Annotated in this window: 11 protein-coding genes and 1 pseudogene; all 12 read left to right on the top strand. The window is 33.0% G+C overall.

Translation table 11 applies throughout. The annotated features are described in order from the left end of the window. Window positions 1-252: 252 nt before the first annotated feature. The 12 genes and pseudogenes from ABWW58_RS10565 (at window position 253) to ABWW58_RS10510 (ending at window position 13,733) form a co-directional block, all read left to right on the top strand. Window positions 253-501 (top strand): hypothetical protein, encoded by a 249-nt coding sequence (locus ABWW58_RS10565; protein ID WP_353869116.1) that lies wholly within the window; start codon window positions 253-255, stop codon window positions 499-501. A 428-nt stretch (window positions 502-929) separates the two neighbouring features. After that, a complete protein-coding gene (galU, locus tag ABWW58_RS10560; RefSeq protein ID WP_353869115.1) occupies window positions 930-1,811 on the top strand; it encodes a UTP--glucose-1-phosphate uridylyltransferase GalU in 882 nt (293 codons plus the stop codon). A gap of 74 nt (window positions 1,812-1,885) precedes the next feature. Then, window positions 1,886-2,527, top strand: coding sequence for a sugar transferase (locus ABWW58_RS10555; RefSeq protein ID WP_353869422.1), 642 nt, complete (start codon window positions 1,886-1,888; stop codon window positions 2,525-2,527). 32 nt (window positions 2,528-2,559) lie between these two features. Continuing rightward, window positions 2,560-3,969, top strand: coding sequence for an O-antigen ligase family protein (locus tag ABWW58_RS10550; protein ID WP_353869114.1), 1,410 nt, complete (start codon window positions 2,560-2,562; stop codon window positions 3,967-3,969). Beyond that, entirely contained in the window at window positions 3,966-4,736 is a 771-nt protein-coding gene (locus ABWW58_RS10545; protein ID WP_353869113.1) for a DUF4422 domain-containing protein, read from the top strand. Before ABWW58_RS10550 ends, ABWW58_RS10545 begins: the two co-directional genes overlap by 4 nt. A gap of 22 nt (window positions 4,737-4,758) precedes the next feature. Next, window positions 4,759-5,835: a glycosyltransferase gene (locus ABWW58_RS10540; RefSeq protein WP_353869112.1), complete on the top strand. Its 1,077-nt coding sequence runs from the start codon at window positions 4,759-4,761 to the stop codon at window positions 5,833-5,835. Between the two features lie 14 nt (window positions 5,836-5,849). Beyond that, window positions 5,850-6,764: a glycosyltransferase family 2 protein gene (locus ABWW58_RS10535; protein WP_353869111.1), complete on the top strand. Its 915-nt coding sequence runs from the start codon at window positions 5,850-5,852 to the stop codon at window positions 6,762-6,764. 18 nt (window positions 6,765-6,782) lie between these two features. After that, the gene (gene glf / locus ABWW58_RS10530; protein ID WP_353869110.1) at window positions 6,783-7,892 is read left to right on the top strand and encodes a UDP-galactopyranose mutase; all 1,110 of its coding nucleotides are present in this window, start codon (window positions 6,783-6,785) and stop codon (window positions 7,890-7,892) included. 13 nt (window positions 7,893-7,905) lie between these two features. Then, a pseudogene (locus tag ABWW58_RS10525) lies at window positions 7,906-9,346 on the top strand (flippase). Window positions 9,347-9,415: 69 nt separating this feature from the next. Beyond that, the gene (locus ABWW58_RS10520) at window positions 9,416-11,653 is read left to right on the top strand and encodes a hypothetical protein (protein WP_353869108.1); all 2,238 of its coding nucleotides are present in this window, start codon (window positions 9,416-9,418) and stop codon (window positions 11,651-11,653) included. Between the two features lie 29 nt (window positions 11,654-11,682). Then, complete coding sequence (locus tag ABWW58_RS10515) at window positions 11,683-12,675, top strand: glycosyltransferase family 2 protein (protein WP_353869107.1); 993 nt, start codon at window positions 11,683-11,685, stop codon at window positions 12,673-12,675. Between the two features lie 29 nt (window positions 12,676-12,704). Next, on the top strand, window positions 12,705-13,733 hold the full coding sequence (locus ABWW58_RS10510; protein WP_353869106.1) for an acyltransferase family protein: 1,029 nt from the start codon (window positions 12,705-12,707) through the stop codon (window positions 13,731-13,733). Window positions 13,734-14,193: the final 460 nt, after the last annotated feature.

Raw genomic sequence — 14,193 nt, 5'->3', positions numbered from 1 at the left:
TGAACCATAAAATACAAAAATACTTTCCGACAAAATTCGGGAATCGAAACGAATCAGTATAAAGGATGCAGGACAGAATACTAGCGTGTTGGTCCATTTTTCGGCATCAAACAACGGAGAACATCCCCCAAAAAATGACCCAAGCGGACACTATTCCCCACCACGCGAGCCCACTCGCCGACAAGGAATTCCGCATAGAAAGCGAGAAGAGAATCATACATTCAATTCGGAACATAAAGGAGAACATCAATTATGACCATATACACGTTTTATCATGAATCCGATGGCAAGCGGACAATCTCTGACGCATATAACAAACCAATCGCAACGATACAAGCGGAAAGTATTGAGCAGGCGGCAGAACAGTTCAGTGAGAAATACGCGCTGAAGCTTGTTGACTTCGAATCATTACTGCAAGGCGACTATCGTGTCTACACAAGGACGACGCGGCCACTATGGAACCGCCATGAGCAGATTTATTATGTAAAATCCGAGGTATGACAGTTCAGACGCGCAATGCATACGAATTATAGCGGAAAATTGCCTAAGTTCACGCAACAAACGACAAAATAGAACACATTCAGCACATCATTCTGAAACATTTTTGTAAACAAAACGTAAATAGAGAGCAACATAATGTAACAAAAGCCTATCTAGTCAACTTCTATGACTTTCTTCCCATATCTCCCTCTTTTCATAAAAATTAAATATGCTATAATGCTTATAGCTTGACGAGACAAAAAATGTCGAGTTTTAGCTTCACAGCGCATATGAATAGTGTATAATTAGAGAATCTTGAGTTCTCAATCCTTTCCAGTAATTTATTATTAAAAAGATAAACTAGAATTTCCTCATTACTTAACGAGACATCATCCCAGATTTTCACAACAACGAATAGACTATGTCTCCACTTTTCAGGGGGTTTTTTGATGAAAAAGGTTAGAAAAGCGGTCATTCCGGCTGCAGGATTAGGTACACGGTTCTTACCGGCGACAAAGGCACTGCCAAAGGAAATGCTTCCCATTGTCAATAAGCCGACGATCCAGTATATTGTGGAGGAAGCAGTTCAAGCCGGTATTGAAGATATTATTATTGTTACCGGCAAGGGCAAACGCGCAATTGAAGATCACTTCGACATTGCATACGAATTGGAACAGAATTTGATTCAAAAAAATAAATTAGATCTACTCGAGAAAGTGCGTGAACCATCCAGAATTGATATTCACTACATCCGGCAAAAGTCGCCGCAAGGTCTGGGTCACGCCGTTTGGTGCGCCCGCAAATTCATTGGCGATGAACCATTCGCTGTCCTTTTGGGCGATGACATTGTTCAGGCTAAGACACCATGCATCAAGCAATTGATGGACCAATATGAGAAAACCGGCTGCTCCTGCATCGGTGTCAAAGAAGTTCCTGAGAATCAGACACACCGTTATGGTATTATTGATCCGAAGGAACAGGATGGCCGTCTATTCGATGTACGCAAGTTCGTTGAAAAGCCGGAAAGCAATCCGCCTTCCAATATGGCGATTATCGGCCGCTACGTGCTGACTCCGGAGATCTTTGACTTCCTCGACAAGAAGGAAATCGGAGCGGGCGGAGAGATTCAGTTAACTGACGCAATTCAAAGATTGAATGAACTACAGGGTGTATATGCCTACCAGTTTGAAGGCAAACGCTTTGATGTTGGTGAAACCCTGGGTTTTGTATTGACAAACATTGAGATGGCACTTCAGGACAAAACGATCCAGAAGGAAGTCTTAAAGGGTATTGAACAAATTCTTCACGACAACAAACTACCACTCGAATGATGGAGGATAAGACGATGGCTATGCCAAAATCAGAAATTAACGCACGTTATCTTGAAGAAACTCAGCGTACCGTTATGACGAGCAGCCTTAAAAATGACAGTACAGTATATTCGTTCTTTAAAAGGACGCTTGATCTGTTTGGCGCAGTCATTGGCCTTATATTAAGTTCACCTCTGTTCTTGATCATTTCTTTACTCTACCTTAGAGGCAGTCAAAAAGGACCTGTGTTTTTTAAACAAGAAAGAATTGGTCAAAATGGAGTACCATTTTATATTTATAAATTCCGCTCGATGGTTGTTAATGCTGAAAGTGTGCTGAAAGCGAACCATGCATTATATCGGAAATATCTAGATAGTAGCTATAAACTAGAACAAGATGAGGATCCACGTATTACAAAAATTGGTCGTTTCTTGCGCAAAACAAGTTTAGACGAACTTCCTCAGTTAATTAATGTGCTAAAGGGTGAAATGAGTTTAGTTGGTCCACGTCCGGTTGTTTCAGAAGAATTACGAGAATATGGTGATGATAAACATTTATTTCTCTCGGTTAAACCAGGATTAACTGGAAATTGGCAGGTATGTGGACGGAGCGAAATTGAATATCCTGAAAGATGCAATGTTGAATTGTACTATGTCCGTCACAAGTCAATGGCATTTGATCTGAAAATTATTTTCAAAACAGTTTTGACTGTAATTACTAAAAAAGGTGCATATTAATTTTTAGAAGAAAAAATAAATGAGGTCAGTGCATGGCATATTTACTTTTACCAATTAGCTTGTTTATTAAAACATTTAATATTTCAACAACGCTTTATTATGTTGTTCAGTTGCCAGTGTATCTGTATTCATTAATTGCCGTTTATGCTTTTTTTAGTCAATCTAAGAATAATTATAGACGGTTGATGAAGGATTCATTTAATAAACGGGTTATTAGTTGCTTGTTAATTACTTTAGGCCTTCAAATAGTTGCATTAAGTTGGAGCTATTTTAGTCTCATAGGGAATGACTTCAATAGGAACCCAATAAATGAGTTTGTAAAATTAATCATTGTGATACTATGTATAATTAGCCACTATTGTGTAGTAAAATTTGTAGTTTCTGATGAAAAAAGTATAATGAAGTTTCTACAGGGAACTGGTATTGCTTTAGTAATTCTATTAGTCATTTCTTATATACAATTTCTATATTTGTTATTTCCTAATATATTTTCAAAAGCAGTCGAGATATTGGGGAGCTTTGAATATAGGTATAAAAGGGATTGGTATAGTGCTGGCAGCTATGTTCAAACAGAGAGTAGAATTAATGGATTGAATCCAGAATCAGACTATTTGGCAGTACAATATTTGGTTATATTTGTTCCGTTTATACTTGCTTCGATTAAAAATAAATTTAATTTTTTTTCGGAAAAAATTAAATATCATCCGTCTCTCTACTATCTTCTGTTAGTTAGTATTATAGTGATTTTGTTTTTTGCAAAAACTTCAACAGGCATTCTAGCTATAGGAATGATTATGTTTTCATTATGGTTAATTGTTCCATTGAGAGAAAAGATAATTTTTGCAGTTCTGATATCAATTGCCTTAGTAACTATATATATAGCAGCTATACATAGTCCTATGATTATGGAGATACTAAATATCACTTTATTCACAAAATTAGGTGGAGACTCCATGCTCAACAGAACTGGGGGCACATTAGGATTAATATTTACATGGTTGAGACATCCTATATTTGGTGTTGGCTTTAATTATCACGATTATTATCTATTTAAATTTGTTCCCAAATGGACGATGACAAGCTATGAATTCAGAAGTGTTTTTGCACCCGAAAGAACATATCCAATTCTTAGTGCTATCTTTGGTTGGCTTGCTGAATTTGGGGCTATCTTTGTAGCTTTCATAAGCGTGTACGTATACCGATTATTAAAGGATTTCCGGCGGATTTCTAACTTTGTGCAATCAGTTAATATTAGTGAACGTGAAAAACAGATGATAAATGCACTAAAGGATTCAGTTTATTACTTTTTCTTTTTTTATCTTATATGTTCCTTGCTTATCTTTAACTGGTACGAAAGTATCTACATGATCACGCTCTTTTTCTTCGTTGTTGTGCGACAATATCTAAAAAAACGATTCAATATTGAGGAGTCATATCGTTGATTATTAAAGTCCTGGTAGCAACTCACAAAAAGTATAGAATGCCAACAGATGAGATGTATACTCCTATCCAAGTTGGAAAAGAAGGAAAGCCAGCACTAGACTATCTTCCAGACAATACGGGGATAAATATTTCAATTAAAAATCCTAATTACTGTGAATTAACGGCAATGTACTGGGCATGGCAAAATTTGCGGGCTGATTATGTGGGATTAGTTCATTATCGTCGCCATTTTTGTAATCGTGAAGTTTTGATATTTAATAATGAAAAAAAATGGCAAAATATTTTAACTTCTACAAGAGCTGAACAATTACTCGAACAATACGATGTAATTCTTCCTAAGAAGAGAAATTATTGGATTGAAACCAGCATGTCTCATTATGAACATGCACACAATATTAATGACTTGCGAAAGACAAGGGAAATAATTGAAAAAATATATCCTGATTTTTTGGGATCGTTTGACCAGGCGATGAAACAAACTGCGTCTCATCGCTTTAATATGTTTATTATGAAACAAGATATTTTTCGGGAATATTCTAACTGGCTCTTTTCTATACTGTTTGAACTTGAGAAGAAAATAGATATAACTGATTATTCTCCAAAAGAAGCCCGAGTATTTGGTTATATCAGTGAACGTTTATTGGATGTATGGATAGATAAAAAGCAAATATCGTACACTGAAGTACCTGTGATGTTTATGGAAAAACAAAACTGGTGGAAAAAAGGATTTTCGTTTCTCAAAAGAAAATTCATTGGTGAACACTAATTACAAAAGGTGCTAAAAGAGTATGAAAAAGATCTTATTTATTATGCCACATGTTACAGGAAAAGGCGGTACCGAGAATGTAATGGCGATTGTAATGAAATTATTGCAAAAGGATTCCAATATACGACCATCACTCTATCTTTTTGGTGGCAGTGAAGATAAAAATTGGTTGGATGGAGTTAATTATACTGAAACAACCTTCTCTGATAACCGGATCATTAGGACAGTCCAAAATTTATTTTCTATTTTTATATGCTTATCCGGCGCTATAAGAAAAACAAAACCAGATATGGTGATTGCCACACATTCTATAACATGCTTTGTGTTGTACTGGCTTCGTAAACTTAGTGGAAGAAAATTTTCTATTGTTTCTTGGGTCCATTTTTCGCTAAACGTGAAAAACGTGAATAAAGCTCTACTAAAGTACGCAGATTATCATTTTGCTATATGCCCAGGAATTAAACAGCAATTCATGGAAATTGGCACCCAAGAATCCAAAGTTTACGTAGTGAATAATCCGATTTATCGGACGGAGCAAATCATCCTCCGTCCAAAGAACCACACTGTATTTTTATATATAGGTCGTGTGATTTTTGAAGGTCAGAAGAGGGTTAAAGATTTACTTGAATCATTATCTCTTGTACAGGGAGAATGGAGTTTAGTCGTAGTCGGTGATGGAAATGATAGAGCGCAATGTCAGAAGTACGCTGAACAATTGCATATCAATCAAAGAATTACTTGGTATGGTTGGTTAGAAAAACCTTGGGATATAGTTAATGAAGTAACAGCATTAGTTTTAACGTCCGAATTTGAAGGCCTCCCAATGGTTTTGGCAGAGGGAATATCAAGAGGTGTCTATTGCGTTAGTTCTGATTGTGAAACAGGGCCAAGTGATATAATAAAACATGAAGTGAATGGAGAACTTTATCCACCCCATAGTGTCAATCAACTACATGATATATTGCAAAATATTGTGGACCGAAAGAAGCTTCCAGATCAAAAACTCATTCAGTCCTCAATTAGTCAGATGTATATTGAAGAATACATGAGAAATTTTAAAAAAGCTGTAAATGATATATTTGAAATTGAAAATATTTAAATTAGGAGTAACAAATGGGAACAATCGGATGCGTCATTGTAACTTATAACAAATTATCTCTTCTGAAAGAATGTCTTGAAGGCGTTATTAATCAAACTCGCAAAGTAGACGAAATATTTGTTATTGATAATTGTAGCGATGATGGTACAGATGAATACATAGATCTGCTTCAAAAAGATGTTGATAATATTAATTACATAAAATTGGAAAATAATATTGGTGGGGCTGGTGGCTTTAGTTATGGAATAAAGAAAGCTTATGAAGCCGGTATGGAGTATATTTGGATTATGGACGATGACACTATACCACAGCCACTGACATTAAAAAATTTGATAGTCACTGCAAACGACAAAACACTTAGTTGGGGATTTCTTTCTAGTAATGTAAGATGGATCGATAATTCAGCTTGTGTTATGAACGTTCCAAAGGTAAGTAAGGACTGGAATGAAAAATCGGATAGAGGAATTATTAAAATAGAGTCAGCTTCCTTTGTATCTCTACTTATTAATCGAAAAGTGCTTGATGAAGTCGGATACCCCATTAAGGAATACTTCATCTGGGGAGATGATGTAGAATTTACAAGGCGAATATCTCAATCGAGGTCTGGCTATTTTGTGCCTAATAGCATTGTTCTGCACAAGATGAAGAGTAATAACGGAATTAATATAATATCAGAAGACAATAATCGCTTAGAGAGATACTTTTATGAGTACCGGAACAGAATTTACACAGCGAGAGAATTTGGAAACAAAGAATTCGTTTCAATTATAGTAAGGACCATAGGAAAGGTATTTCAAATACTACTTAAAAATAACAAATATAAAATAAAAAAAACGAAAATAGTATTAAAAGGCTTTTTTGCAGGATTAGTATTTCATCCTGAGATTGAAACAACAAGAAACAGTATAAAAACGAATAAATATTCTTAAATTGAAAGGAAGATTTCTGTGAAATATGACTATCTGATTGTAGGCTCTGGATTGTTCGGCAGTACTTTTGCATATGAAGCTGCAAAACGAGGTAAGAGAGTAAAAGTAATTGAAAAGAGAAAACATATCGGTGGAAACATATACACGGAAAAAATAGAAGATATAAATGTACATAAATATGGGGCACATATCTTTCATACAAACGACAAAAAAATATGGGATTATGTAAATCAATTTGCGGAGTTTAACCGATACACAAATAGTCCAATTGCAAACTACAAAGGTGAAATATATAATCTCCCGTTCAATATGAATACATTTAATAAGTTATGGGGAGTAGTAACACCTGAACAGGCAAAGGCAAAAATAGAGGAACAAAAAGCTAAATCAAAAATAGAAATTCCAAAGAATCTAGAAGAGCAGGCAATCTCATTAATTGGTACAGATGTCTATAAGAAATTGATAAAGGGATATACAGAAAAACAATGGGGTCGAAAAGCTACGGAATTACCTGCTTTTATTATCAAACGTCTTCCAGTAAGATTTACTTATGACAATAATTATTTCAATGATAAATATCAAGGTATTCCAATTGGTGGATACACCAAAATCATTGAAAAAATGCTAAGTAATGAGTTAATTGATGTTGAATTAGATGTGGATTTTTTTGAGAAAAAAGATGAATATTTGAAAGAATATCCAAGAATTATATACACGGGTATGATTGATCAATTCTTCGATTATCAGTACGGTACTTTGGAATACAGAAGCTTAAAATTTGAAACAGACGTTTATGATCAGAAAAATTATCAAGGCAATGCAGTTGTCAATTACACGGATGCTGAAACACAGTATACAAGAATTATTGAGCATAAACACTTTGAATACGGAGAACAACCTAAAACTGTTGTTACAAAGGAATATCCTGAAAATTGGAAAAAAGGTGATGAACCATATTATCCAATGAATGATGAAAAAAATAATAACTTGTTTAAGAATTACAAAGAACTTTCCGAACAAAATTCAAATATCATCTTTGGTGGAAGACTTGGCATGTATAAATATTTCGATATGCACCAGGTAATTGCAGCTGCTCTTACAACTGTTAAAAATGAATTTAATGATTAAGTGTAGGTAAACCATGAATATTGCTAAAAATTATCTTTACAATGTTGTATATCAAGTTTTTGTTCTTATTGTTCCTTTAATCACAATTCCGTATATTTCTAGAGTGCTAGGAAGTAGTGGCATTGGTATTAATGCATACACCAATTCTATTATTCAGTATTTTATTCTGTTTGGAACGATAGGAATTGCTTTATATGGAACAAGGGCAATTGCATATGTACGAGATGAAAAGAATAATTTAAGTCGTACATTCTGGGGGATTTTATTTCTTAAGCTAATTACTGTATCCGTGTCTTATCTGTTTTTTTTTGATTTTTTTAAATATTATTCATCAGTATACCTTAATTTTTTTGATTCAATCTATTCTTATAATTTCTGCGGCAGTTGATATTTCATGGTTGTACATGGGATTAGAAGATTTTAAAAAGACAGTGCTTCGAAATTTAATTGTAAAAGTAATTGGTGTTTTATGCATTTTTATATTTGTTAAAACTTCCAGGGACATTTGGCACTATGTACTTATACTGAGTGCTTCTGAACTTTTTGGACAGCTGACACTTTGGATGTATCTACCAAAAGTTGTAAAGAAGATAAAATTGAATTGGCATGATATAGTAATCCATTTTAAACCAGCGTTGGGATTGTTTATTCCACAAATTGCTATTCAAATTTATATAGTTTTGAATAAGACAATGTTAGGAATATTATCGAATGTAAATGAAGTAGGATATTTTGAAAATGCTGATAAGATAGTAAAAGTTATTCTCGCGGTAGTAACAGCTATGGGGGTTGTTATGTTGCCGAGGATATCGAATACGTTTGCAAAGGGCGATACGAATAAGGTAAAGGAATATCTTTATAAATCATTTGGTTTTGCATCATTTCTCTCTATTCCGTTGATGTTTGGAATTGCATCTATTTCTGAAAACTTTACTCCATGGTTTTTTGGTCCGTCTTTTAATAAAACTGGAATAATTATTGTCATGCTAAGTCCCATCATTGTCTTTATCGCATGGAGTAATGTTCTGGGTGTTCAATATCTAATGCCTATTGGAAAAGTTAGAAGTTATACAATTTCGGTTATCTGTGGTGCTGGAATAAATTTTGTTCTAAACCTTTTATTGATCCCTCATTTTCAGTCGCTAGGAACAGCGATAGCAACACTTATTGCGGAATTGATTGTTACTTTATATCAATTTATTTGCATCGTTAAAGAAACCAAAATTAAATATTTATTTAGTGAAACATGGAAATACATAACTGGCGGTTTTATGATGTACTTCATTAATCAGGTCATTGGTTATTTAATGCCAATAAATCCTTTGACGACTTTGGTCCAGATTATTGTGGGAGTATTAATTTATTTTAGTATTTTAATTGTCTTGAAATCCCAGGTTAACAAACAAATGATCAACAAAGTTGTATCTTTAATAAAGATAAAAAAACAATCTTAAAGAGTTTGAACTATCATTAGAGGTGGTTCCCTCAGGGTCATTGAAGGTTTCAATAAGGAGGAGTAGCTTTTGTCGCAAATAATGAAGAAATTCCCTTTTTTTTTATACTACGACCTATTGTTTTGTATCATTGTACTTGCGGTTCATAAAGTCGCGCTGATTCAACCTTTTTTATCAGTGTTGTTTCTCATTGGCTTTTTGGGTACGTTATTAGAGATAGGTATTCGTGTGCTGAAAAAATATGAATACTTTAAGTTAATGAGTTTGAAATCGTTAATAACATTTGCAATATTGGCGTTTTCTGGGAACATTTATATCTATTTATTCTTTACTAGAGAAAAAATGATTCAATTTTGGGATTCATCCCTTTATTGGTCAACATCGATCATTTTTACAGATAGTCTTTTTAATAACTTTAATGCAACGGCCAAAATGTTATATGCCTCTATTTTGAATGATGATTATAATATGGTACCCGTCATTGCTCTTTCTCTTCCAATGAAATTATTTGGGTTTAGTTATAAAATTTTCGCCTTATCTATATATAACTTGTATTTAATACCTGCAATATTTATAACAATCCTATTAATTAAAAAAATAATTAAGGACAATAATATATTAACGCCGACGACTGATTTTTTGTCTCTGTCTGTTCCATTTCTGTTCACACCATTTATTATTCCATTAATGAGTGGGTACCTTGATGCTGCAGGATTATTTTTTGTGGCATTACTTTTAGTGCTTGTTTATAGTGATAACTTTGTAAAAATTGATTTGTTTCGTGATTTGTCTTTTATGATGCTTCTAATCCTCTTATTATTTACGAGAAGATGGTATGCTTATTTTGGAATTGCATTAATTATCTCTTGGGGATTTACCAATATTTTACGTCAGGCTTATAATAAGCATGGTAAAATTAATTTTAAACGTCCAATAATGTTTATTGCCAATATGTGCCTCATTGGGTCAGGGTGCTTATTTATCTTTCTTGTCTTTTTTAGAGAATTTATTAAAAGAAGCCTATTTAATAATTATTCACAAATGTACTCAGCATATCAATCCGGTTCGTATATAAACAATTTAGACTTGTTCATTCAGTATATTGGATTACTATTGTTTTTAATTATTCTAATAGGAATTGTTTTTCTTTATAGAAATCATAAAAATATTTACTATGTTTCCCTTTTATTATTATTACTATTAATTTCCTTTTCGCTATTTGTCTCGGTTCAATCTTTAGGAGTTCAGCATTATTATATTATGGTAATTCCCCTATGTATATTACTCACAATAGGATCGTGTTGGCTTTCGATAAGAAAAAATAGGTCGATAGAAATCTTAACTAGTTCAATTATTATCGTGGTATTCCTAATTAATTTTGCTCAATCTTTCGAAACGGCATTTGCAACATTTAAGAAAGGAACTGTTTTGTCAAGTGCAGTTGTCTATCCAACGGTACGTTCTGATATACATCAAATTAGAGAAATGACAACTTATTTAAATAAATTGACTAAAGATAATGGCAAGAAAGTCTATGTGTTAGCTAGTTCAAGTATTTTAAACGGTAGTATCGTTTCAAATGCTTTTATGCCAGACACACTGTATGCAATACCGTCTTTACTATCAACGCATGATGTTGATTTAAGAGATGGCTTCCCTAACGCTTTCTTCTTAGCTGATTATGTAGTTGTCACTGATCCGGTACAATATCATCTGCGTCCTGAAGATCAAAAGGTTATTGGGGTATTAGCAAATCTATTTCAGCAAAATAAAGAGAATAACTTTAAATTGGTAAAGAAGTTTCAATTAGATAATAATGTTAGGGCGAAGGTTTATGAAAAAGTCCACGCTTTCAATAGAGAATGGATTAATCAAGTTTCATATGAATTTAATTCAAGCTACCCCAACAATACTTTACTGACAAATATTAATCAGCTTTCACCATTAATAAATAGTATCGAACTGAAAAATCAACACATGCAGGTTTGGGACGATCAAGGAACCTTAATGGTGGATTGCTGGAGTTCACGTCGTCTAACTATCCCTCTCTCATTGAATGAAGATTATAAAGAGTTGGCCTTTTCATTAACAAATGTTGGACAACAGAAACCTGTTCATTCAAAAAGAATTTTAGTGGAATTCTATTATGATGGGAAAAAAATGCAGTCAAATACAATTCTAGCGAACCATCCTGAAAAAGTTCATTTAGATGTTCAAAATGTAAATTCACTAAAAATGGTATTTAAAGTGCAAAATAGTGATAGTGCAAATAATCCAATCACAATTTCAAATATTCAAGTGAAGTAACAAATAAGACTTATTGAGGAGTGGAAGCTATGAATCAGAGACCTTTGTTGACTATAGTAGTTCCTTGTTACAATGAAGAAGCTGTACTTTACGAAACGATTAAAGAGTTATCAAATGTTTTAAGCGATCTCGTTAATAATGATTTAATAAATTCAAAGAGTATTCTTTTGTTCGTTGATGACGGTAGTTCAGATGAAACATGGTCAATTATTGAAAAAAAATCCGAAGTCATTCCATTTATTCATGGATTAAAATTAAGCAGAAATTTTGGCCATCAAGGCGCCCTAATTGCAGGACTCGAGACAGCAAAAGCGTATTCCGATTGTGTTATCTCCATTGATGCTGATCTCCAAGATGATGTTCAAGCAATAAAAAAATTCATTGAAAAATACAGAGACGGTTATGATATCGTTTATGGCGTTCGCGATAAAAGAGATACGGACACGTTTTTTAAAAGAAATACCGCACTTGCATTTTATAATTTAATGGGCAAAATGGGTGTTAAATTAATACCTAATCATGCTGATTTTCGATTAATGAGTAGAAGAGCTCTAGATGAATTTTCAAAATATCAAGAAGAAAATTTATTTCTTCGAGGTATTATACCAATGTTAGGATTTAAAAGTACAAAAGTGTACTATGACCGGAAAGAACGTTTTGCTGGCGAATCTAAATATCCTTTAAAAAAAATGATTTCATTTGCATTAGATGGATTGACTTCATTTAGTATAGTGCCAATTAAAATGGTTTCTTTTACAGGTTTTATTCTTGTCCTGATCGGAGTTTGTATTGCAATTTATACATTGTTTGAAAAAATATTTGGAAATACTATTACGGGTTGGACGTCACTAATGATATCAATTTGGATTATTGGGGGAATGCAACTGCTGGCCATTGGAGTGATTGGTGAGTATGTTGGGAAAATTTTTAAAGAAACAAAAAATAGACCGAGATATACAGTTGAAAAAAATACATTGTTTGAAAATCAAAAAGTTAATAATAGAGAACATCAAGAAGTTTAAAGAAAGATTAATTTTTAGGTGGCGAAAAAATGTCAAAAAGAATTGAGTGGATTGATGTTGTCAAGGGATTAGCCATTTTATTAGTAATTGTTGGCCACACAATACACCCACGTTCATTTAGTTGGATCGTTATTTTTACTTTTCATATGCCGGTTTTTTTTATCATAAGTGGATTTCTCTATAAACCAAGAACACCATATGAAATTATGGCAAAAAAATCCAAAAGGTTATTAATTCCTTATTTATCCACATGCCTTTTGTTACTCATTGGTGCCAATATTATAAACTACTTAAATCATATGAATTTTGAACAGATATCTTATTCATTTAATCATCTTATTTTTGCATTTCTTTATGGTAACGGAGTAGTACCCCCAAAAACATATCCATTTTCAGATGTGTGGCAGGTTGGTATGCTTTGGTTTTTACTATGTTTGTTTTTGGCTGAACTTCTTTTTTCTTCCTTAATGATGGTTACAAAGAATAAGAATTCAAATTATTTTCCGTTGGCTATTATAACGACTGCTGGAGTTGGTTTTGTAATAAGTCATTTTATCTTTTTACCATGGAATATTGATTTAGCAATGATTGCACTAATTTATCTTTATATAGGCTATGAATTGAGAAAAAGATCATTTGATTCTGTTAAAATTCCGATGTATATAATTGTTTGTATGATTCTTTTTTGGATTCAAACGGTACATATTGGCGGAATAGAAATGTCGAGTCGAACCTATCCAATGTTTCCATTCTCAATTCTTGGATCGATTTGTGCCAGCATTTTGTTTATTCAGGGATGCAAAATAATTTCAAAGATAGAGATGATAAAAAAGCCTTTAGCTTTTCTTGGATCTGAGTCGCTAATAATTTTATGCTTTCATCAATTGGAAATTAATTTAATTCCATGGTATAAATTAACAAATTTATACCCTGTATTAATTGAATATCCTCGACTATTAGAAATAGTCTTGATATGCTTGAAAATCGCACTATTAACACTGGTTGCATTATATGTGAAGAAAGTTCCTTTTATTAGAAAACTGTACTACATTAAATAATCATTGGATTTTTCATTATTAGTCAAACATAAATTAATGTAGAAGAAAAAAAACTATTGCTACGCTGATTTGTGTAGTCAGATTCAGTCGTTTATAAAATGCAGAAGATACAGGTTAAATCAAGTGATGAAATTCTAAATATTATTAATAATTCTGCCTTTGATGTTAAAAGAAAACGTTTTTATTAGGTTTCATACCCATCTGATTTGCTTGGCCAAGTCTTAAAAAATCTCTCACTTTTATCAAATACTCTGTCTGTAATCTCATTTACGAGTACTGTTATTGGATTCATTTTTCATTTTTTGAATCCATTGATCATCCTAGATTAGTAGGTTCAACTCGTATATTATTCATGATCAATTATTAACTCGGATGGATTTATGTCAGTACCTTTTGATGAGGGGACAATAAAAATTAGATTTCAACTTATACATGTTGTGATACTCAAAGAGATTAAGAT

Source organism: Sporolactobacillus caesalpiniae (genome assembly GCF_040513385.1).
GTDB lineage: Bacteria > Bacillota > Bacilli > Bacillales > Sporolactobacillaceae > Sporolactobacillus.
Note: the sequence above shows the minus strand (reverse complement) of the source record. Positions and strands in the feature narration are given on the sequence as shown.

What these genes read in the sequence shown, in the direction of transcription:
- ABWW58_RS10555 (WP_353869422.1), top strand. Translation starts at nt 1,886, where the DNA reads ATGACGAGCAGCCTTAAAAATGACAGTACAGTATATTCGTTCTTTAAA.
- ABWW58_RS10565 (WP_353869116.1), top strand. Translation starts at nt 253, where the DNA reads ATGACCATATACACGTTTTATCATGAATCCGATGGCAAGCGGACAATC.
- ABWW58_RS10535 (WP_353869111.1), top strand. Translation starts at nt 5,850, where the DNA reads ATGGGAACAATCGGATGCGTCATTGTAACTTATAACAAATTATCTCTT.
- ABWW58_RS10550 (WP_353869114.1), top strand. Translation starts at nt 2,560, where the DNA reads ATGGCATATTTACTTTTACCAATTAGCTTGTTTATTAAAACATTTAAT.
- ABWW58_RS10515 (WP_353869107.1), top strand. Translation starts at nt 11,683, where the DNA reads ATGAATCAGAGACCTTTGTTGACTATAGTAGTTCCTTGTTACAATGAA.
- ABWW58_RS10540 (WP_353869112.1), top strand. Translation starts at nt 4,759, where the DNA reads ATGAAAAAGATCTTATTTATTATGCCACATGTTACAGGAAAAGGCGGT.
- galU (WP_353869115.1), top strand. Translation starts at nt 930, where the DNA reads ATGAAAAAGGTTAGAAAAGCGGTCATTCCGGCTGCAGGATTAGGTACA.
- ABWW58_RS10510 (WP_353869106.1), top strand. Translation starts at nt 12,705, where the DNA reads ATGTCAAAAAGAATTGAGTGGATTGATGTTGTCAAGGGATTAGCCATT.